Raw genomic sequence first — 20,398 nt, 5'->3', positions numbered from 1 at the left:
GGCAACGCCGAATTAACAGGACTGGTTTTGAGGTGAGATGATGTAGGCCGCATCGCTTAAAGCGAAAAACGTGCGGGTCTACTCTTCCCAATCGCGAGGCAATTCGACCCCGTCGGTAATGTCCTCCACCTCGATGCTAAGCTGCATACCCGCCCGTGCGCGTAGGACGCCGGATATCTGGATTGGCGTGTTGTCGGCAAAATCGACCAGCTTTGCTAAGATCTCTGGGGCAGCACCGAGTTGAATCTGCTGCTCGACCCTCGCGCGGCGCCCTCGCTGTTTGCTGCCGTTTGCATGCGGTCGATTTTCTCCGCCCCCTCCCTCAGGTTCATTGCCGCCTGCTCCATCATCATTAGGTTTCGGAGCTGAAGGCTTTCTGCGCGGTTGGCCCTGCGCCGCGAGCCGTGCAAGCTTCTCGACCCCGCCACGCTCACGCATGGCTTCTGGAATTTTGTCCACTGGAACGCTGACTTCCTCAACCAAGTACCTCAGCGCTCGAGCGCCTTTCCAAGCCTTCTTCCGAGCCCCTTCCGATTTGGCCTCGGTGATGTAGATCATCGCCGCGTAGATGACGTCCGACTCCTGCTCAACGTGCTTCAAGAACTCGTTGTTGCTCTCGGGATCTGCCTCGATGGCTAAAGCGATGCTCATTGCGTCCGCCATCAACTGGTACAGGGATAGCCGGTACCCTTGGTCGAGGCATCGGAATTCCAGTCTAATGCGATCAAGGCGGCTTAGAAGTTCATTGTACAGGCACGGTGCTACGATCAATTCTTGCGCCATAGGCTCACGTCTCCCTACGTGTGTAAGCAAAACGCCGGCCGGCACTTCGTCACTCGAGCTGGTATGCTACTCGATGATCTTCATGCGAGAATCGGAATCACCCTGAGATGCGCCCCGCATATACTGCGGCGTCGCGACTAACGACTTACACATCAGGCCCAGCATGGGGACCGGAGTTGGACCTGGCCCCTGCTTCGTCTACGTCCGACCGTGAGCAATTTCGATGCGAGGCGAAGCCCGGCATCAGCAATTTTGGCTTTAAGACCTAAATTTTCTTGTGTCAATCACATTTTTATGCGAGATGTATCTGATGGCAAGATCGGAGACCTCACGATTACTTTCCGCGCGAGAGTGCGCAATCCTACTCCTGCGGCTAATAGAGCTTCGAAACCAGGATGGCACTCCGACCAGCCGTGTGCGGATTTCTGAACTCACGCTTCGTCGGTTATGGGGGCGTCATCGGCTTGACGGTGAATTCGTGGCGGATGTTCAGGAATGGTTGTTTCGAGGCGGCTGGGCGATTTTCTTTGCGGGGTCAACTTACGCTGCCATCAAGACTTCCGCTGTGATGAACTGGGCTCGCCTTTCGTCGAAACGACTATTTGAGGATATCGGCCTTGACGATCTCGACTTCGTTGATGATCGCAACTTTGATTTCGCGATACACGCTCGGTTACTCAGGAGCGACGCGGACATTTACGACAGCGACTAGCCGAGAGACACGACAGCCGGCGAGTAAAACAGACTTGAGATTTTGCTCGCTCATTCTATATTTGAGAAAGCTGTTGCGGTCGTTCTGACGTGACCCACTGCTTCTTTCTACACCAAACCCAAAACTCAAAAAGACGGCCTATTCCGTTCGTTAGCGACTGACCGCCGTCCAGTCCTTAACTGAAGTTCTCCGGACTTCGGAAGGCGATGAGTCATGGGTTATCCGCATTGGTACTCGCACTGCGAGTCAGCCGCTTCTTTACGTCTCTTCTTCATCATTTCGACGACGGCGTCGGACCAGCAGTTCGGCCGAACTTTCCTTGCGAGACCATCTCGGCCGTGAGCTCGACAATGTCCTCGAGACCGGCCCTCACGTCTTCAATCACGCCGCTCAGCCCGCGCTTGCTGAATCGACAGCAAGCGGCTGCATACTGCAACCTTTCGCCAACAACGTTCTCGAACTGGGTGCGGTCGGGAAAGTTACCGCCACCACTTCCGGGCACTACGCGCTGGGACTTGAAAGCTATCGACTTCGCCTTGGACGCAGTAAGCGGCCTACAACCGAAACAAGAAGCATCTGCTTTAGACGAATGGAGAGCAAATCGTGCGCGTCGTTCTGAAAGGAATTCATAGAGTCAAGCGCAAGCTCGCCAATGGCGAGATGAAGGTGCATTTCTACGCGTGGCGCGGTGGACCTGCCATCCAGGCAAAGCCGGGTACGCCCGAATTCGTTCGAGAGTACCACGACGCGCACGCAAGCCTTCGGCAGCCACGCGCCGGCACGTTCATGACGATCATCGCACAATACAAGGCCGCACCAGAGTTCATCGGCCTAGCGGCGTCGACCCGTCGCGCGTACCTGGCCTATATCAAGCTGATCGAAGACGAGTTCGGCGACCTTCCGGTGGCGGCGCTGGCCGATCGTCGCGTGCGTGGCGAATTCAAGAAGTGGCGCGACTCGTTCGCTGAGACACCCCGCAAGGCCGACTACGCTTGGACCACGCTGGCGCGCGTCATGTCTTTCGCGAAGGACCGCGGCATCATCGCGACTAACCCATGCGAACGCGGCGGCCGTCTCTACGTAGCAGACCGCAAAGATAAGATCTGGACTGAAGAAGACATCGCCGCGGTTCTCGCGGTCGCATCCAGCGAGATCCAGCTCGCGCTCGTCTTGGCTCTGTGGAGCGGGCAACGGCAGGGAGACCTTCTTCGTCTACCCTGGTCAGCCTACGAGAGCCCCTATCTTCGCCTTCGCCAATCGAAAGGCGGTCGCCGGGTCGCGATGCCCGCTGGCGCACCCTTGAGGGCCCTGCTCGACGCGACGAGCCGCCGGGGGCCGCTCATCTTGACGAACACGCTGGGCCGCCCCTGGACGTCCGATGGCTTTCGCACGTCGTGGGCAAAGGCTTGCGAGCGCGCCGGTATCGACGGACTGACGTTTCACGATCTGCGCGGCACGGCGGTGGTTCGCCTTGCGATCGCAGGCGCCAGCGTGCCGCAGATCGCGGCCGTCACCGGTCACTCGTTGAAGGACGTCGAGGCCATTCTCGATGCGCACTACCTCGGTCGTGACATTCAGCTCGCAGAAGCCGCGGTGCTGAAGCTCGAAGCGAGAACAAAACTGTAAACGGTGATGTAAACGGCGCTCGTTTTGCCGTTCGCTCAAACCGCTAAGTGCTTGATTTATTTGGTGGGCGCACCAGGGCTCGAACCTGGGACCCGCTGATTAAGAGTCAGCTGCTCTACCAACTGAGCTATGCGCCCGAAAGGCGGTCAATGCCTTGCGAGGCCGGTCGTTTAGCAAAGCGATCCGGGTCTGGCAAGCGATGTGGCGCATGTTTTCCAAGGTTCTTCCACAGCCCCGGAAATGCGAAAAGCCACTGGATTCCAGCGGCTTCTCCAAGGTTAATACCCGGGGAATCCCGGTGCGCTCAAAGACGCCCTTCCCCGTCCGGGCCGTCATCGCGGTCGCCGCCGCGGAAGTGGTCCATGCCACGCTCCATCATGCGGTCCATGCCGCGCTCCATGAAGTGGCGGCGCGGGCCGTCCTCTCCGCCTCCGAACGGGCCGCGGTGACGGGTCAGCACGGCAAGGCGGCGCTTCTGACCGTCGTCGAGCGTCTTGTAGAGCGGATCGGCGGCGTCGGCGATCTTCTTCAGTGCGGTCGAGGTCGCGTCCATGTCGTCAGCGCGCTGGCGCAGGCGGGCGACCGGATCGTCCGGCTTGTCGCCGTCCTTATCGCCGGGACCGGCGTTCATCCGCGCATTGGCGCGGTCGAGGCGCAGCTTGGCGAAGTCGCGCACGGCGGCCTCGACCGACGGCCACAGCTTCTCCTGGTCGGCGTTGAGCTTCAGCCCGGCATGGACCGCGGCGATCCGCGCGTCGACGAAGGCGGCGCGGTCTTCGGGGTTCATGCGGATGTGGCGGAAGTGCTCCATCCACGGGCGATGAAATTGGGCATAGACCGCGCCGGAGCCGGCGATGCTGAGCACGGCGATGGCGGCGATGGTGAACTTCCTCATACGAACCTCCTCGGAAAGGATGTCCTCAAGATGAGGGTCGCAAGGCCCAGTTGCAACTTACAACTTGGACAGAGAGCGCGTTCTCTCCGAGATGTAATTCACCATTCAGCCGCATCCTGACACCATTCGTAACAAAAAGGGCTTCCGTGCAGCGCACACGGAAGCCCTTCCTTCATCATTCCTTTACACTAGTTCGTCGTGCTCTTGGCTTCCTTCTGGAACTCGTCGATCAGCGGCTGGCCGACGCGGCTCGCCGCATCCTTGTAGACCGGCTCCATCGCCTTGCGCATCGCCTCGTCCTGCTCCGGCGTGAGCTTGATGATCTCGCTCTTGCCGCTCTTCTTGATCTCGGCGAGTGCGTCGTCGTTCTCCTTTTGCGACTGCGCATTGTTGAAGTCGGTCGCTTCCTTCATCGCCTTCGACAGCTGGTCGCGGATGTCGGCCGGCAGATCGTCCCAGAACTTCTTGTTCACGATCACGACGTAGCCGATGTAACCGTGATTGGTCTCGGTGATGTACTTCTGCACCTCGTGCATCTTCTGGGTATAGATGTTCGACCAGGTGTTCTCCTGGCCGTCGACCACGCCGGTCTGCAGCGCCTGGTAGACTTCCGAGAACGCCATCACCTGCGGCAGCGAGCCGAGCGTCTTGAACTGCGCCTGCAGCACGCGCGAGGACTGGATGCGGAACTTGACGCCCTGATAGTCCGCCGGCGTGATGAGCTTCTTGTTGGCGCTCATCTGCTTGAAGCCGTTGTCCCAATAGGCAAGGCCGGTGATCCCCTTCGGCTCGAGCAGCTTGAGCAGCCGCGCGCCGAGCGGACCTTCCGTCACCTTCCGCAGCGTCTTCAGGTCGGGAAGAATGTACGGCAGATCGAACACCTCGAATTCACGGATGCCGAGCGGGCCGAATTTGGAGTTGGAAGGCGCCAGCATCTGCACGCTGCCGAGCTGAAGCGCCTCGAGCTCTTCCTTGTCCTTGTAGAGCGACGAGTTCGGATAGACCTCGATCTTGACCTTGCCGCCAGTGTACTTCTCGGCGAGCTCCTTGAACTTCTCGGATGCCTTGCCCTTCGGCGTGTCGGTCGCGACGACGTGGCTGAACTTGATGATGATCAGCGATTGGGCCGATGCCGGTACGGCCAAGCCAAGTGCCAGCACCGCGATGGACGCGGCGGTCGCGAAGATGCGCATGATCTCTCCCTTGTTATTCTCTTGGGCTGCCCGATGTGGGCGCCTATCCTCAAGCCGGGAGCAACAATAGCGGCTCGCGCATTGAGCCGCTATTGGCCGTTAGCAGGGCAGCTATTCATCATGAACGCGGGCACCGCTGCGCTCCCTCTCCCGCTTGCGGGAGAGGGTTGGGGAGAGGGTGTCTCCGCAACGGGACTCCCCCAGACGAGAGAATCCTCTCCCGGCGCTCTGCGCCGACCTCTCCTGCAAGCGGGAGAGGTGAAACAACTCGCAACTTCGTTCGTCAGCTCGCCGCAGCCGTCGTCACGGTGTCGCGCTGGCGCTTCATGACGATCTTGTTGAGCGCGCCGAGATAGGCCTTGGCCGAGGCCACCAGCGTATCCGGATCCGCCGCACGCGCCGTCATCGCACGTCCCTCATGCGACAGCCGCACGGAGACTTCAGCCTGCGCATCGGTGCCTTCGGTGACGGCGTGGACCTGGTACAGCTCGAGCTTGGCCTCGTGCGGCACCAGCCGCTTGATGCAGTTGAACACCGCATCGACAGGACCGTTGCCCTCGGCTTCCTCGATCTTGATCTGGCCGTCGACGTCGAGCTTCATGGTCGCGCGCTGCGGACCATGGGTGCCGGCGATCACGGTCAGCGAGGTCAGCTTGATGCGGTCGTGCGACGCCGCCATCTCCTCGTCGACCAGCGCCTCGATGTCCTCGTCGTAGATGTCCTTCTTGCGGTCGGCGAGCGCCTTCATCCGCGTGAACGCATCTTCCAGCTGGTTCGGGCCGAGCTTGTAGCCCATCTCCTCCAGCTTGTGCACGAAGGCATGACGGCCGGAGTGTTTGCCCAGCACCAGCGAGGACTGCTTCAGGCCGACCATCTCGGGCCGCATGATCTCGTAGGTGGAGGCGTCCTTCAGCACGCCGTCCTGGTGAATGCCGCTCTCATGCGCGAACGCATTCCGGCCGACGATGGCCTTGTTGTACTGCACCGGGAACGAGGTCGCGGCAGATACCACCTTCGAGGCGCGGGTGAGCTGCGTGGTATCGATCTTGTTCCAGTACGGGAATTTGTCGTTGCGCACGTTGATCGCCATCACGATCTCTTCCAGCGCAGCGTTGCCGGCGCGCTCGCCGATGCCGTTGATGGTGCATTCGACCTGACGCGCGCCACCGATGATGCCGGCCAGCGAGTTCGCCACCGCCATGCCGAGGTCGTTATGGCAGTGCACGGAGAACACCGCCTTGTCCGAGTTCGGCACGCGCTCGATCAGCGTCTTCATGAAGTGGCTGTATTCGTCGGGCGTGGTGTAGCCGACGGTGTCCGGGATGTTCACCGTCGTCGCACCGGCCTTGATGACGGCCTCGACGATGCGGCACAGATAGTCCATCTCACTGCGGGTGCCGTCTTCCGCCGACCATTCGACGTCGTCGATCTGGTTGCGGGCGCGGGCGACCATCGCGACCGAGGTCTCGAGCACCTGCTCCGGGGTCTTGTTCAACTTCACCCGCATATGCAGCGGCGAGGTCGCGATCACGGTGTGGACGCGGCCGCGCTTGGCAAACTTCACGGCTTCGGCGCAGCGGTCGATGTCGGCCGGATGCGCGCGCGACAGGCCGGCGATGACGGCGTTCTTGGAGCGGCGGGCGATCTCGCTCACCGCCTGGAAGTCGCCTTCGGAGGTGATGGGGAAGCCGGCCTCGATGACGTCGACGCCCATATCATCCAGCATCTCGGCGACCTCGAGCTTCTCCTCGAAGGTCATGGTGGCGCCGGGGCACTGCTCGCCGTCGCGCAGCGTGGTGTCGAAAATGATGACGCGGTCCTTATCGGACTTGTTCGCGGGGGCCATTACAAATTTCCTTTTGAGCTTTTGCGCCGTCAGTCTGCTGGGCGCTTGAGGTGTCCGGTGATCTCGACCAACCCCTGAGCGCCCAGGCGCGTTGCGCCCAGCCGGCCCTCAGGGGCAAGTAAGAAGAAGCCCGCCAATAAGGAGGGTGGGCAGCAGCGCGGCCGGGATCGTGGCGGCGGCCAAAGCCACCTCCCTCGAAATCCCATCGATTTGGCCGCGAATCAGCATTGCCAGACCCTTTTGAGCCCTCAAATCCTCGGTCAAAACCGTTGACGGTTGGTTGCCGGGAGGCTCAGTGCGTCATTTTTAGACGAGAAATGGCGGCTACTGCAACGCCAAAAGATGGTCAACATAGGTGACCCATCATACCCGGACAGGCCAGAGCGTAGCCACCTTCTCGGGGTCGTCCTGGCGAAAGCCAGGACCCATACCGCGAGGTCCGTCGATTTTGAGACGGTGCCAGTCCCGACCGACCAGTCTTCGCCAAACCTCTCCCTGGGGTAATGGGTCCTGGCTTTCGACAGGACGACATTGGAGAGGCAGTCTGCGTCAACATCGTCATTGCAAGGGGCATCATCGGCGTCCTCCAACTCACATCTCAATGCGCAGACACACCTTCGCCTTCTCGCGGCGTAGTCCGCCCGAGTTTTGCTCTCCGTGTCACGCCCTCTCTGAACAAAGGGCGCGGGGAAGGCCGGGTGCCGGCTGGCACCCGCAACACCCTCGTGCGAAATGCATTGCGCACGCAATGCACGAGGGGAGACACAGGGCAGCCGAACATCCGGCCTTCCCTGCACAGTGGTTTGACGGCTTATGCGTGCTCCCCGGAGACGAATTCTGTCTTGCCTCCGTCGCCTCGCGAAAAGTCAGGGACGTGCTCCGGTTGAAGCAACGCCGCATTCGCAAGGCTTGACCGTAGCGACGACGGCCAGGACCACACGGTTTTGCCGTACGCAGGCGATCCCTGCTTCCGCCTCAGAGGCGTGGCAGGACAAAGCGCCGTTCGTACAACGCGGCTTGCAAGTCGCTCACGGGGTTCGGCTCAATCCACTGCCCCACCCTGCAACTCGCATCCGCGACGGCGCTGCACACGTCCACCGCAGCCCGATCCGCGGCTCGTGACGACGTACGACCGCCCCTTTTCGCCGGATCAGGACGGGCGATACATACGATAAATCCGAATTTCGGTAAAGTGGAATATTTTTGCGTACGTCGATTGACCCAGCGGCTGGGTGTTTTGCCCGTCGGGCAGCGCAAGGGATTGTAGTTCTTGTAGCGGCGAACTTGGGCCCGGATTACGCTTCCGCTCCATCGGGGGCTACGAAGGTCGGGTCAGCCTACGCCGTCCGGCGGGCGCGAGCCCTGTTCTCCCAGCGGTCCAGCATCTGGCCGAGCTCGCCGGTGCCCACAGCCGGCCGGGTCATCCGGTTGGTGGCCGTTACCTCGTTGGTGTTGGCGGGCGGGCTCGCGCGGAGCCAGCCGGGTTCCACATAGTCTCGCCAGCGGCGGGCTTCGGCCCGCTTCTTTCGCGACATGCGGTCGCGCGTGAAATAGCCCGCCGCAAAGGCGATCCCAAGCAACATGACCAGTACGACGAGACCTTGAACCACGCTGAACTCCGGCGTTTGACCCCGCGCAAGTTCTGCCAGCATGACGCCTGAGGTCAAGACTTGACAGGCATCGAAGTCAGCTTCGGTTAAGCACACCGGGCGGGACGAATTGTCGCCCCATGCATAGCCGAGCGGCCATGCGCGCATGATCCGGCATCGTCCGCCAACAGTCCGCTGGCACAAGACGAATTTGGCGACATCAAGGAAATCGTGTCCGGCGGCTGCAACTGTAGCGCTCGCAACCGGGCGCGGACCGGACTAACCTCTGCTTGCTCGGCCGGATCAACCGGCCAGCCGAACATGACCCGGGAGGACGCGAATGACACGCCAACAGCAGCGTGAGCAGGAAGCTGCGCTTTCACGACGGACGCTGGTCCAGGGACTTGCGCTCGGTGCCGCGGCCACGATGGCCGGAACCGGCACCGCGCTGGCTCAGGCCGGACCTGCCGCCCCGCCGACGACAATCACCACCCCGCCGCGCGATTTCAGTCCGCGCGGCGCACCGACCACTTATTTCTGGGACCCCGACATCATCGCCGTCGATCCGTCCTTCAACGACCTCGCGCAGCCCAACACCTCGATCAAGCGGCTCCATACCGGCCTGTTATGGGCGGAAGGTCCGGCGTGGAACGCGCAGGGGCGTTATCTGCTCTGGAGCGACATTCCCAACAACCGGCAGATGCGCTGGAGCGAGGATGACGGCCATGTCAGCGTATTCCGCACGCCGTCGAACTACAGCAACGGCAATTCGTTCGACTTCCAGGGCCGCCAGCTCTCTTGCGAGCACCTGACCCGGCGGGTGACGCGCTATGAGAACGACGGCACCGCCACGATCCTCTGCGACAATTACAACGGCAAGAAGCTGAACTCGCCGAACGACGTCGTCGCGCATCCCGACGGCAGCTACTGGTTCACCGATCCGCCCTATGGCGGCCAGCTCTACGAGGGCGAACCCGATGCTGCGGGCGGACCGAGCAATGCGCCCGGCAAGCTCAATCCACGGATCGGGCAGCCGGCCGGTTTCGCGCCGGGCAAGCGTGAGCTGCCGACCAATTGCTATCGCATCGACCCCTCAGGCCGCGTCGATCTCGTCGTCACCGAGGACCAGGTGCCCGATCCCAACGGCTTGTGCTTCTCGCCCGATTTCAAGAAGCTCTACGTCGTCTCGACCGGCAAGGGACCGGGCGACACCGGCGCCGGCGGCAAAGGCGAGATCTTCGTGTTCGATGTCGGCAGCGACAACAAGCTGTCCAATCCAAAGCTCTTCTCCGATTGCGTGATCGACGGCGTGAAATGCGGGCCTGACGGCGTGCGCTGCGACGTCAACGGCAATGTCTGGTCCTCCAGCAATGCCGGTCGCGCGGTCGGCTATAACGGCGTGACGGTGTGGTCGCCGGAAGGCAAGCTGCTCGGCCGCATTCGCCTGCCGGAAGTCTGCGGCAACGTCTGCTTCGGCGGGCCGAAGCGCAACCGCCTGTTCATGGCCGCGAGCCAGTCGCTCTACGCGGTGTACACAGCGACCCAAGGTGCCGGACCGGGCTGAGCAGACGTGAGCTGAATTGCGACGAGGCGCCAGCGTGCACCGCTGGCGCCTAAAATATGAAGCCGATCGTTCACAGGGATAACCAAGTGACCGTCACCGTTCGTCCAATGACCTTGCAGGAAACTGCCAAGATCATCGAATATTTCCACGCAGCGACGCCGGAGCATTTGGAAACGCTCGGGGTCGATCCGTCGCGACTGCCGCAGGCATCGCAATGGCAGCGACTCTATGAGCAGATGTTCGACCAGCCCATCGAGCAGAGGAGCAGCCTTTTGGTGAGTTGGCTTTGCGATGACAGGTTCGTGGGGTTCTCGACCGCCGACAAGATCCGCATTGGCCAGCAAGCAAACATGCACCTTCACATCACCGATGCCTCTCAACGTCGGCAGGGTATCGGCGTCGCGTGTGTCCGACAGACCGTCGAGCTCTATTTCCAGATTCTCAATCTGAAGCAACTCTTCTGTGAGCCCAATGCGTTCAATGCGGCTCCGAACCGCGCACTCCAAAAGGCAGGCTTCAAGTACGTCAAGACGCACATGACCGTTCCAGGCCCTCTTAACTTTCACCAGGCGGTGACCCGCTGGGTGATCGATAGAGGTTGAGAGCAAGTGAGGGACCTGCGTCGACGAATTCATGAGTCCATGCCCCTCCTCTCGGCAGGCAGCACGTGACTTCCGGACAGGGCGCATGATAATTGAGCCATGGCAGACAAAATTCGCGTCGTTGTTCTCTATGGCGGCAAGTCCGGCGAGCACGAGGTCTCGCTGAAATCGGCCGCCTCCGTGCTCAGGCATCTCGACCGCGCGCGCTTCGAGGTGATCCCGGTCTCGATCGACAAGACGGGCCGGTGGCAATGGAACGATCTTGCCATGATCGACCCGGCGCAGGCGGCCTTGCCGATCCTGCCCGATGCGCCCGAGATGCGGCTTGCCCGAGGAGCCGATGGACATGGCGTTCTCATGCCGATTTCCGACAGCACGACAGGCCCGATCGGGATCGACGTCGTGTTTCCGGTCATGCATGGCCCCCTCTGCGAGGACGGCACCGTGCAAGGCCTGATGGAGCTGGCCGAGGTTGCCTATGTCGGGTCGGGCGTTCTCGCCTCCGCCGTCAGCATGGACAAGGATGTCGCCAAGCGGCTCGCGGAATTCGCCGGCGTTCCCGTCGCGCCCTATCGCGTGCTCACCCGCAAGGCCTTCGCGGCGGATCGCGCCTCGTCTCTCGCCAAGGCTAAGGAGGGTCTGAGCCTCCCGGTGTTCGTCAAGCCGTGCAACATGGGCTCCAGTGTCGGCATTCACAAGGTGAAGACATGGGAGGCGCTTGGGCCGGCGCTCGATGACGCGTTTCGTTATGATCTCAAGGTGCTGGTCGAACAGGGCATCGACGCCCGCGAGATCGAGGTCGCCGTGCTCGAGGGCGAGACGCTGTTTGCCAGCGTCGCCAGCGAACTCAATCCCAACGCCCATCACGAATTCTATTCGTACGAGGCCAAATATCTCGATCCCGACGGCGCCCGCGTCGATCTTCCGGCCAGGCTCGACCTGGCCGAGATGGAGCGCGTGCGCGCGCTCGCGGTGCAAGCGTTCGCGGCGCTGGAATGCAGCGACCTCGCGCGCGTCGATTTCTTCCTCGATCGGCAAACCGGCGAATTCTGCTTCAACGAGATCAACACTCTGCCCGGCTTCACGTCGATCAGCATGTACCCGAAGATGATGGAAGCCTCGGGCGTGCCATATGGCGAGCTGCTGACGCGCCTCGTCCATCTGGCGCTGGACCGCTACCAGCTACGTCATGCCCTGGAACGCGGTTATTCGAGCTAGGTTGTCTCCGCAAGCGAGAGGCCGATCAGGAGACAAGCCATGCGCGTTGTGATCTGCGGCGGCGGCGTGATCGGGGCCTGCACGGCTTACTTCCTCCGCCGCCATGGCGTCGACGTCATCGTTGTGGAACGGACCGACGTGGCGGCCGCGGCCTCCGGCAAGGCCGGCGGTTTTCTGGCACGCGACTGGTGCGCGGGCTCGCCACTCGACGCGCTGGCGCGACGCAGTTTTTCGCTTCATGCGCAACTGCCCGGGGAGATCGCGGGCGATTGGGGTTTTCGGCCGATGACCGCGTATAGCGGCTTCGTTGCGGCCGATGGTGATCCGCAGCGCGACGCGCCGTCCAGGCTCGGCTGGCTCGCCAACGGCGTCGTCATCGCACAGCGCATCGGCACGATCGAGACGACTGCGATCGTCCATCCGCAAAAGTTCACATCGGCCGTGATGAACGCCGCGCTCGCGCAAGGCACCGACTTTCGGCGGGGCCGCGTCACCGGCATCGTCCGCGATGAGACGCGTGCGAGGGGCGTCGAGGTTGACGGCGGCGTCATCGAAGCGGATGCCGTCGTCATCGCGATGGGACCATGGTCGCTGCTCGCGGCGCAATGGATGAGGCTGCCCGCTGTCTATGGCCAGCGCAGCCCGAGCATCGTCTACGACATCGGCTCCAACGTGCCGGCCGATGCGTTGTTCCTGGACTGCGAGACGGATGGCAGCGCCGTGTCGATCGAGGTCTTTCCGCGCGCCGACGGCAGCACGCATATCACGGCGCTGTCCGACATCGCGCCGCTGCCGCTCGATCCGGCGGCCGTGACGCCGGACCTCGATGCGATCGCGCGCCTGCAAACTATGTCGGAGCGGCTGTCGCCGCTGTTTCGCCCCGAAAAACTCATCGTGCAGCAGGCCTGCTTTCGTCCCGTGACGGAGGACGGCCTGCCGCTGATCGGCCGGGTGCCGCAGAGCGAGGGTCTCTATGTCGCGACCGCACATAATGTGTGGGGCATCCTGAATGCGCCCGCGACCGGTGAGGCCATTGCACAGCTCATCACCGAGGGCGCAGCGCGCCAGGTGGATCTCGCGCCGTTCGATCCGGCCCGGCTCGCGCCGCTCGATCCGTCGCTGCTGCAAGCTCGCTGAACCGGCTCAACGCCACCCACAACGGCAATGCAATTATGCGCCTGCGACAGAGGCGCATGCTCGTCGGCGAAATCTGCATAGCTGCGCGCAACCGGCTCTGTCCTGCCCGCATTTTGCCCAGCGCTAGAACTTTAGTCCGCGTCGTACAATCCTGAATACAGTTTCACTTGCCGAGGATTCTCGCGTCGTTATAGTCCCGCCCCAATAGCTCAAAGAAGCTTGGTTCAAGGGAGAGAACAACATGAATAAAGCACTCTCTGGTGCATTGCGAAGTGCGTTTGGTGCGGCCGCGACGGGCGCATTGTTGGCGGCCTTAAGCCCGGCCTTTGCGGCCGATCCGATCAGGATCGGCGTCATCGCGGAAGCGCAGGCGATTGCCGGCGCATCGATCCCGCAGGCGGCGCAGCTCGCCGCCGACGAGATCAACACCGCCGGCGGCGTCGACGGCCGCAAGATCGAGATCATCGGCTACGACAACCACTCCTCCTCGGCGGACTCGGTGCGCGCGTTCCAGCGCGCGGTGAACGAGGACAAGGTCAACGCGGTTATCGCCAGCTATATCAGCGAGGTGGTGCTGGCGCTCGAGCCCTGGGCCGCGCGGCTGAAGACGCCGTTCGTGACGCCCGGTGCGGCCTCCAACGAAATCAGCAAGAGCGTCCATGCCGACTACGAGAAGAACAAGTACACCTTCCACGGCTATTTGACCTCGGCGGCGCTCGCGCTCTCGGTCTGCGACGGCGCCAAGGATCTTCTGGTCGACAGGATGCACATGAAGACGGCCGTCATCATGAGCGAGGATGCCGCCTGGACCAAGCCGCTCGACGTCGGCTACGAGGAATGCCTGCCCAAGATCGGGCTCAAGGTGCTCGACCACATCCGCTTCTCGCCTGACACGACCGACTTCACCCCGATCTTCAACAAGATCGAGGGCGCGAAGCCCGACGTGATCATCACCGGCATCTCCCATGTCGGCGTGCAGCCGACGGTGCAGTGGAAGAACCAGCAGGTGCCGATCCCGATGTTCGGCATCTCCTCGCAGGCGACCAACGAAACCTTCGGCAAGGACACCAACCAGGCCGCCGAAGGCGTGCTCTATCAGGGCGTCTCCGGGCCCGGCGTCGCGGTGACGCCGAAGTCGGTGCCGTTCGCCGAAGCCTTCAAGAAGAAGTTCGGCAACTACCCGTCCTATGCCGGCTACACCGCCTATGACGAGGTCTATTACATCGCCGACGCCGTGAAGCGCGCCGGCTCGACCGACGCCGACAAGCTGGTCGATGCGCTGGAGAAGACCGACTGGGAAGGCACGATCGGCCGCGTCCAGTTCTACGGCAAGGACGATCCGTTCACGCACTCGATCAAATACGGCAAGGGCCTGATCACCGGGCTGATGCTGCAATGGCAGGACGGCAAGCAAAGCGCGGTCTGGCCCAAGGACGTCGCCAAGGTCGACATCAAGTTCCCGAGCTTCATCAAGCTCAGCAACTGATCGGCAGGACATGCTCCCGGGACCTCCTCCCGGGAGCTTCCGCTTGCGGCGCCCCGCAGCACCTTCCCTCAGTTAGGACTCTTGGCCAATCATCAATGCGAGCTTTCCAGATTCTGATCGATGGCTTTGCCATCAGCGCTCTCTACGCTCTCGGTGCCACCGGCTTCACGCTGATCTTCGGCGTCTCCGGCGTGCTCAACCTGTCCCACGGTGCCATCATGGTGGCGGCCGCGGTGGCGGCCTGGGCCGCCGCCAGCGTGCTTGGTGTCGGCACCTATGCCGGCGCGCTGATCGGGGTCGGGGTCGCCCTCCTCGCGGCGTTTGCCACCTACTTCGCGGTGGTGAAGCCGATCCAGGACTCGCGGCGCATCCCGAATGAGGAGAGGGAGATCTTCGTCCTCACGGGCACGCTGCTCTGGGGCATCATGATCCAGGAGCTGATCGCCTATTTCTTCACCAACAATGCCAAGACCGTGCTGCCGATCGTGGAAGGCGTCGTCGATGTGCTCGGCGTCCGCACGCCGAAGAACGAGATTTTCACGGCGATCGTGTGCTGCCTCGTCATCGCACTGCTGTGGCTGCTGGTGAACCGCACCCGCACAGGCAAGGCGGTGCTGGCGGCTTCGATGAATCCGCGCGGCGTCACCCTGCTCGGGCTCGAACTCACCAACATCTACATCGTGGTGTGGGGGATCTATGGCATTCTGGCCGGCATCGCCGGCGTGCTGCTCGGCATGTTCCTTGGCGTCAGCTCCTACAGCGTGGGACCGCTGACCGCGAGCGCGTTCTCGATCGTGGTGCTCGGCGGCCTCGGCAGCGTCTCCGGCTCGCTGATCGCCGCCTTCGTGGTCGGCTATCTCGAAACGCTGACGGCCTATCTGGTTTCGCCGGCTTACCGCACCATTCCGGCGCTGCTGCTGCTCGTGTTCGTGATGTATATCCGGCCCCAGGGCCTTCTGGGGAGGCGCTGAGATGGCCGGCTTTTTCACCTCACGCCTGTTCTTCGTCTCGCTGGCGCTCGTGATCGTCGCGGCCACGCTGCCGCTCTATGTGTCCGGCTATGTGCTCGGGCTCCTCACCGTCGCCTTCTATTTCGGCGTGTTCGCGATGGCCTGGGATCTCTTGTTCGGCTTTGCGGGCGAAGTCAATTTCGGCCCGACCTTTCTGATCGGCGTCGGCGCCTATACCGCCGGCATTCTCAACGCCCAGTTCGGCTGGTCGGTCTATCTCTGCATCGTGCTGGGTGCGCTCGCCTCGGTCATCGCCGGACTGGTGCTGGCGCTGCCGGCGCTGCGCGTGCGCGGGCCGTATTTCGGCCTGACCACGCTGGTCGCGGTCTTGATGCTGCAAAACTTCATCGTGGTGTTCGCCGACCTCACCGGCGGCGAGATCGGCCTGACTATCCCCGACGTCATCACCATCAATGCCGGCGCGAACTACTGGATCGCGCTCGGCTTCATGACGATCTCTGCCGCGATCCTCTACGGCCTGTCGCAATCGCCTGTTGGCCTCGTGCTGCAAGCCAGCGGCCAGGACCCGGTGCAGGCCGGCGCGCTCGGCTTCAACATCGTCAAGCACAAGCTCGCGGCCTTCATCGTTAGCGCGTTCTTCTCAGGCCTGTCAGGCGCGCTGCTGGTGTTCTATTTCGGCACCGCCTCGGTCGGCACCGTCGTCGACGTCGCAGTCGGCGTCAACGTGATCGTCTCGGCCGTGCTCGGCGGCCGGCGCACGGTGCTCGGCGCAGCGTTAGGGGCGATCTTCCTGATCGTCGCCGGCGAGTTCCTGCGCCCGACCGGCGAGCTTGCAACCTTCATCGTCTCGGCGGTCGCGCTGCTCGTCGTCCTGTTCTTCCCCGGCGGCTTCCTCGGAGCGGCCCTCTCGCGCGAGGCTCGCTCGTAATGGACCAGAGGCTTTCAAACCGGCCCGTACTCGAAGTCCGCGGCCTGACCAAACGTTTCGGCGGATTGACGGCAGTGAAGAACCTCGGCTTCGAGGTCAGCAGCGGCGAGATCTTTGGCCTGATCGGGCCGAACGGCTCGGGCAAATCGACCGCGATGAAGAGCGTGATGGGCATCGAGCGCCCGACCGCCGGCGAGGTCGTGTTCGAGGGCGAGAATGTCGCCGGCCTGCCCGCGCACAAGATCGCGCGCAAAGGCTTTGGCATGGTGTTCCAGCACTCGCGGCCGCTGAACCGGCAGACGGTACTGGAGAACATCATGGTGGCGCTGCTGCCGGACAGCCTGTTCATGCTGTTTCCGGACAAGGCGCTGGTCGAGCGCGCCAAATGGATCGCCAACCGCGTTGGCTTGGGCTCCGTGATGAACCGCCGCCCGCCGACGCTGCCCTTCGCCGATTTGCGAAGGCTCGAACTCGCAAAGGCGATCGCGCGCGATCCCAAAGTCGTGCTCGTCGACGAGCCCTTCGCCGGATTGACGCGCGCCGAGGTCGACGTCTTCTCCGACCTGATCCGCAGCTTTCGCGATGAGGGCCGCGCGGTGATGCTGGTCGACCACAACGTCAAGAGCGTCGCGGCGCTGGTCGACCGCGTGCTCGCGATGTATCTCGGCGAGGAGATCGTCACCGGTAGGGCCGACGACGTCATGAAGAACGAGACGGTGCGGCGGGTCTATCTCGGCGGCGCCATCGAGGGCCATGCGCGGCCCGAGACCAGCTTCAAGGACAAGGTGCCGCTGCTCCAGGTCGAGAATGTCAGCGTGCATTACGGCAAGGCGCAGGCGCTGGAGAATGTCTCGATCCACATCCACGAGGGCGAGTTCGTCTCGATCGTCGGCCTCAACGGCGCCGGCAAGACCACGCTGTTCAACACCATCTCCGGCTTCCTGCCCTATACCGGCGAGATCATCCGCGACGGTGAAAAGCTGCGAGGCACGAGCCCAGCGAAGATCGCCCGCAGCGGCCTCGTGCAATGCCCGGAATCGCGCGAGCTGTTCGGCGAGATGAGTGTGCGCGAGAACCTCGACCTCGGCGGGCAGCATTTGTCCGACGACAAGCGCGCAGCGCAGCTCGCCTGGCTGTTCGAGCTGTTCCCGATCCTGAAGGAGCGTCAGGGACAGCTGGCGCAGACGCTCTCCGGCGGCGAGCAGCAGATGCTGGCGATCGGCCGCGCGCTGATGATGCAACCGCAGATCCTGATCCTGGACGAGCCGACGCTGGGGCTCGCGCCGGTCATCCTCGAGCTGTTGTCCAAGGCGCTGGAGAAGCTGCGGCAGACCACGTCGATCACGGTGCTGCTCGGCGAGCAGAACGTGACCTTCGCGCTGCCCCACGCCGACCGCGTCTATGTGCTGGAGCACGCCAGGATCGTCTGGGAGGGCGATCCCGGCCGCTTCGCCAGCGAAGCCGGCGCCGATTTTCTCTAGTTCGCGTATCTCAACAAGAAAACAATGAAAGGGAAACGACCATGCGATCATCGACGGTTCTGGGCTCAAGCCTCCTCACCTCCGCGCTTGCGCTGTGCCTCGCCGCGCCCGCCTACGCGCAGTCGAACGATCCGATCAAGATCGGTGTCATCGCCGAGGTGCAGTCGATTGCGGGTGCTGCGACCCCCGGCGGCGCGCAGATCGCCGCCGACGAGATCAACGCCAAGGGCGGCATCCTCGGCCGCAAGGTCGAGATCGTCACCTATGACAACAAGAGCTCCTCGGCCGACTCGGTGCGCGCTTTCCAGCGCGCCGTGAGCGAGGACAAGGTCTCCGCCGTGATCGCGAGCTATATCAGCGAGGTCGTGCTGGCGCTCGAGCCCTGGGCAGCTCGCTTGAAGATGCCGCTGATCACGCCGGGTGCCGCCTCGAACGAAATCACCAAGGCGATCCACAACGACTATGAAAAGAACAAGTACACGTTCCACGGCTATCTGACCTCCGCGGCGCAAGCCCAGATCGTCTGCGACGCGGCCAAGGATCTCCTCGTCGACAAGATGCACATGAAGACGGTCGCGATCATGAGCGAGGACGCCGCCTGGACCAAGCCGCTCGATGTCGGCTACGAGGCCTGCCTGCCCAAGGCCGGGCTGAAGGTCGTCGAGCATGTCCGCTTCTCGCCCGACACCACCGACTTCACGCCGATCTTCAACAACATGGAGGCCAAGAAGCCGGACGTGATCGTCACCGGCATCTCCCATGTCGGCGTGCAGCCGACGGTGCAGTGGAAGAACCAGCAGGTGCCGATCCCGATGTTCGGCATCAGCGCGCAGGCGCTGAGCCCGACCTTCTGGAAGGACACCAACGGCGCCGCCGACGGAGTGCCGTCCCTGGCAGTCGCGACGCCCGATGTTGCCGTCACCCCCAAGACAAAACCGTTCGCGGCGGCCTTCGCCGCCAAGTTCGGCACGCCGCCGGCCTATACCGGCTACACCGCCTATGACGAAGTCTACATCATCACCGACGCCATCAAGCGCGCCGGCTCGACCGACCCCGACAAGATGGTCGCCGAGATGGAGAAGACCGATTTCGAGGGCACGATCGGCCAGATCAAGTTCTACGGCAAGGACGACGAGTTCACCCACGGCATCAAGTCCGGCCCGGGCGCGGTGACCGGCCTTGTCTTCCAATGGCAGGACCAGAAGCAAGTGGTGGTCTGGCCCGAGAAAATCGCGGAAGGCAAGCTGAAGTTTCCGAACTTCGTGAAGCTGTCGCAGTAAACACCACAGCAACGACGTGATGCCCGGGCAGAAGCGCGAAGCGCGTCTTCGCGCTAGATGTCCCGGGCATTTCGTTTCCACCTCGATGCGCCCTAGATCAAGGATCTTGCAAATTTGGCGGGGTCGATCACAGTAAGGACGGCACGCAGGCAACTCCAAGACTCTGCGGCTCATCAAGGAGGACGCATGCTCCCCTATGTCGCCCACGACCCTCGCTTCGAGCGGCTCGTCTTCGGCCATGTCAATCTCGAAAAGCTCACCAGCGGTTGCCGCTGGGCCGAAGGTCCCGCCTATTTCCCGGCCGGGCGCTACCTCATCTGGTCCGACATTCCCAACAATCGGATGATGCGTTTCGACGAGACCGACGGATCGGTGTCGGTGTTCCGCGCGCCGAGCTTCAATTCCAACGGCAACACGACCGATCGTCAGGGGCGGCTGGTCAGCTGCGAGCATTTCATGCGACGCGTCACCCGCACCGAGCACGACGGCTCGATCACCGTGCTGGCGGATGCGTTCGAGGGCCGCCGATTGAATTCGCCCAACGACGTCGTGGTCAAATCAGACCATTCGATCTGGTTCTCCGATCCGACCTACGGCATCGACAGCGACTATGAAGGACAGCAGAGCCCGTCGGAGATCGGCGCCTCCAACGTCTACCGGATCGACGGCAGCTCCGGTGCCATCACGCGCGTCGTGTCCGACCGGGTGCAGCCCAACGGGCTGGCCTTCTCGCCGGACGAAACCCGGCTCTATGTCGCCGACACCGGCGCGACGCATGTCCGCGGGCTGCCGCCGACAATCTGGTCCTACGAGGTCAAGGGGCAGACAGTCGGGGAAGCCTCGCTGTTTGCCACCTGTCCGGACGGGCTCTATGACGGCTTCCGCTGCGATATCCATGGCAACATCTGGACGTCGGCGGGCCGCAGCGTGTTCTGTTACGCGCCGGATGGCACGCATCTCGGCACGGTCCCGATCGGCGAGATCGTCGCCAATGTCTGCTTCGGCGGCCCGCGCCGCAACCGCCTCTACATCTGCGGACAGACCTCGCTGTATTCGATCTACCTCAACACGCGGGCAGCGGTGTAAG

General features: G+C 62.7%; 17 protein-coding genes and 1 tRNA gene. 12 read left to right on the top strand and 6 right to left on the bottom strand.

The window, feature by feature from the left end:
- Positions 1–78 precede the first annotated feature (78 nt).
- Entirely contained in the window at positions 79–783 is a 705-nt protein-coding gene (locus YUA_RS0104750) for a hypothetical protein (RefSeq protein ID WP_027529642.1), read from the bottom strand.
- A 478-nt stretch (positions 784–1,261) separates the two neighbouring features.
- Between YUA_RS0104750 and YUA_RS49790 the strand changes: the two genes are divergently transcribed.
- A complete protein-coding gene (locus YUA_RS49790) occupies positions 1,262–1,495 on the top strand; it encodes a hypothetical protein (protein WP_156947053.1) in 234 nt (77 codons plus the stop codon).
- Between the two features lie 603 nt (positions 1,496–2,098).
- The gene (locus YUA_RS0104735) at positions 2,099–3,121 is read left to right on the top strand and encodes a site-specific integrase (RefSeq protein WP_027529640.1); all 1,023 of its coding nucleotides are present in this window, start codon (positions 2,099–2,101) and stop codon (positions 3,119–3,121) included.
- Between the two features lie 61 nt (positions 3,122–3,182).
- Here YUA_RS0104735 and YUA_RS0104730 read toward each other — a convergent pair.
- The 5 genes from YUA_RS0104730 to YUA_RS0104705 form a co-directional block, all read right to left on the bottom strand.
- A tRNA-Lys gene (locus tag YUA_RS0104730) sits at positions 3,183–3,258 on the bottom strand.
- Positions 3,259–3,425: 167 nt separating this feature from the next.
- Positions 3,426–4,016 carry a Spy/CpxP family protein refolding chaperone gene (locus tag YUA_RS0104725; RefSeq protein ID WP_027529639.1) on the bottom strand — a complete coding sequence of 197 codons (591 nt, stop codon included), beginning with the start codon at positions 4,014–4,016 and terminating at the stop codon, positions 3,426–3,428.
- Positions 4,017–4,204: 188 nt separating this feature from the next.
- The gene (locus YUA_RS0104720) at positions 4,205–5,209 is read right to left on the bottom strand and encodes a TRAP transporter substrate-binding protein (RefSeq protein WP_027529638.1); all 1,005 of its coding nucleotides are present in this window, start codon (positions 5,207–5,209) and stop codon (positions 4,205–4,207) included.
- A 283-nt stretch (positions 5,210–5,492) separates the two neighbouring features.
- Positions 5,493–7,055 (bottom strand): 2-isopropylmalate synthase, encoded by a 1,563-nt coding sequence (locus YUA_RS0104715; RefSeq protein ID WP_027529637.1) that lies wholly within the window; start codon positions 7,053–7,055, stop codon positions 5,493–5,495.
- A gap of 1,337 nt (positions 7,056–8,392) precedes the next feature.
- On the bottom strand, positions 8,393–8,707 hold the full coding sequence (locus tag YUA_RS0104705) for a hypothetical protein (RefSeq protein WP_051383100.1): 315 nt from the start codon (positions 8,705–8,707) through the stop codon (positions 8,393–8,395).
- Between the two features lie 277 nt (positions 8,708–8,984).
- On the opposite strand from YUA_RS0104705, the gene YUA_RS0104700 reads away from it, so the two are divergent.
- The 10 genes from YUA_RS0104700 to YUA_RS0104655 all read left to right on the top strand — a co-directional run bounded on the left by YUA_RS0104700 (position 8,985) and on the right by YUA_RS0104655 (position 20,397).
- Positions 8,985–10,208 carry an SMP-30/gluconolactonase/LRE family protein gene (locus YUA_RS0104700; RefSeq protein ID WP_027529635.1) on the top strand — a complete coding sequence of 408 codons (1,224 nt, stop codon included), beginning with the start codon at positions 8,985–8,987 and terminating at the stop codon, positions 10,206–10,208.
- Positions 10,209–10,294: 86 nt separating this feature from the next.
- Positions 10,295–10,810 carry a GNAT family N-acetyltransferase gene (locus tag YUA_RS0104695; RefSeq protein ID WP_027529634.1) on the top strand — a complete coding sequence of 172 codons (516 nt, stop codon included), beginning with the start codon at positions 10,295–10,297 and terminating at the stop codon, positions 10,808–10,810.
- Positions 10,811–10,909: 99 nt separating this feature from the next.
- Complete coding sequence (locus YUA_RS0104690; protein WP_027529633.1) at positions 10,910–12,028, top strand: D-alanine--D-alanine ligase family protein; 1,119 nt, start codon at positions 10,910–10,912, stop codon at positions 12,026–12,028.
- A 39-nt stretch (positions 12,029–12,067) separates the two neighbouring features.
- Complete coding sequence (locus YUA_RS0104685) at positions 12,068–13,165, top strand: FAD-binding oxidoreductase (RefSeq protein WP_027529632.1); 1,098 nt, start codon at positions 12,068–12,070, stop codon at positions 13,163–13,165.
- Between the two features lie 241 nt (positions 13,166–13,406).
- Positions 13,407–14,651, top strand: coding sequence for an ABC transporter substrate-binding protein (locus YUA_RS0104680; RefSeq protein WP_027529631.1), 1,245 nt, complete (start codon positions 13,407–13,409; stop codon positions 14,649–14,651).
- A gap of 95 nt (positions 14,652–14,746) precedes the next feature.
- Positions 14,747–15,622 carry a branched-chain amino acid ABC transporter permease gene (locus tag YUA_RS0104675; protein WP_027529630.1) on the top strand — a complete coding sequence of 292 codons (876 nt, stop codon included), beginning with the start codon at positions 14,747–14,749 and terminating at the stop codon, positions 15,620–15,622.
- Position 15,623: 1 nt separating this feature from the next.
- Positions 15,624–16,550, top strand: a complete 927-nt coding sequence (locus YUA_RS0104670) for a branched-chain amino acid ABC transporter permease (protein WP_027529629.1) — start codon at positions 15,624–15,626, stop codon at positions 16,548–16,550.
- Positions 16,550–18,031: an ATP-binding cassette domain-containing protein gene (locus YUA_RS0104665; RefSeq protein WP_027529628.1), complete on the top strand. Its 1,482-nt coding sequence runs from the start codon at positions 16,550–16,552 to the stop codon at positions 18,029–18,031. Before YUA_RS0104670 ends, YUA_RS0104665 begins: the two co-directional genes overlap by 1 nt.
- Positions 18,032–18,072: 41 nt before the next feature.
- Positions 18,073–19,311 (top strand): ABC transporter substrate-binding protein, encoded by a 1,239-nt coding sequence (locus tag YUA_RS0104660; protein WP_027529627.1) that lies wholly within the window; start codon positions 18,073–18,075, stop codon positions 19,309–19,311.
- Between the two features lie 186 nt (positions 19,312–19,497).
- The gene (locus YUA_RS0104655; protein ID WP_027529626.1) at positions 19,498–20,397 is read left to right on the top strand and encodes an SMP-30/gluconolactonase/LRE family protein; all 900 of its coding nucleotides are present in this window, start codon (positions 19,498–19,500) and stop codon (positions 20,395–20,397) included.
- The last annotated feature ends 1 nt before the right edge of the window (position 20,398 follow it).

Source organism: Bradyrhizobium sp. WSM3983 (assembly GCF_000473045.1).
Taxonomy (GTDB): Bacteria; Pseudomonadota; Alphaproteobacteria; order Rhizobiales; family Xanthobacteraceae; genus Bradyrhizobium.
The sequence above is the reverse complement of the archived record's forward strand: the minus strand, read 5'-3'. Positions and strand labels throughout refer to the sequence as shown.

Excerpts from the sequence above, each read along its gene's own strand:
- YUA_RS0104750 (WP_027529642.1), bottom strand. The coding sequence starts at position 783 with ATGGCGCAAGAATTGATCGTAGCACCGTGCCTGTACAATGAACTTCTA.
- YUA_RS0104725 (WP_027529639.1), bottom strand. The coding sequence starts at position 4,016 with ATGAGGAAGTTCACCATCGCCGCCATCGCCGTGCTCAGCATCGCCGGC.
- YUA_RS0104720 (WP_027529638.1), bottom strand. The coding sequence starts at position 5,209 with ATGCGCATCTTCGCGACCGCCGCGTCCATCGCGGTGCTGGCACTTGGC.
- YUA_RS0104715 (WP_027529637.1), bottom strand. The coding sequence starts at position 7,055 with ATGGCCCCCGCGAACAAGTCCGATAAGGACCGCGTCATCATTTTCGAC.
- YUA_RS0104705 (WP_051383100.1), bottom strand. The coding sequence starts at position 8,707 with ATGCTGGCAGAACTTGCGCGGGGTCAAACGCCGGAGTTCAGCGTGGTT.
- YUA_RS0104700 (WP_027529635.1), top strand. The coding sequence starts at position 8,985 with ATGACACGCCAACAGCAGCGTGAGCAGGAAGCTGCGCTTTCACGACGG.
- YUA_RS0104690 (WP_027529633.1), top strand. The coding sequence starts at position 10,910 with ATGGCAGACAAAATTCGCGTCGTTGTTCTCTATGGCGGCAAGTCCGGC.
- YUA_RS0104685 (WP_027529632.1), top strand. The coding sequence starts at position 12,068 with ATGCGCGTTGTGATCTGCGGCGGCGGCGTGATCGGGGCCTGCACGGCT.
- YUA_RS0104680 (WP_027529631.1), top strand. The coding sequence starts at position 13,407 with ATGAATAAAGCACTCTCTGGTGCATTGCGAAGTGCGTTTGGTGCGGCC.
- YUA_RS0104675 (WP_027529630.1), top strand. The coding sequence starts at position 14,747 with ATGCGAGCTTTCCAGATTCTGATCGATGGCTTTGCCATCAGCGCTCTC.
- YUA_RS0104670 (WP_027529629.1), top strand. The coding sequence starts at position 15,624 with ATGGCCGGCTTTTTCACCTCACGCCTGTTCTTCGTCTCGCTGGCGCTC.
- YUA_RS0104665 (WP_027529628.1), top strand. The coding sequence starts at position 16,550 with ATGGACCAGAGGCTTTCAAACCGGCCCGTACTCGAAGTCCGCGGCCTG.
- YUA_RS0104660 (WP_027529627.1), top strand. The coding sequence starts at position 18,073 with ATGCGATCATCGACGGTTCTGGGCTCAAGCCTCCTCACCTCCGCGCTT.
- YUA_RS0104655 (WP_027529626.1), top strand. The coding sequence starts at position 19,498 with ATGCTCCCCTATGTCGCCCACGACCCTCGCTTCGAGCGGCTCGTCTTC.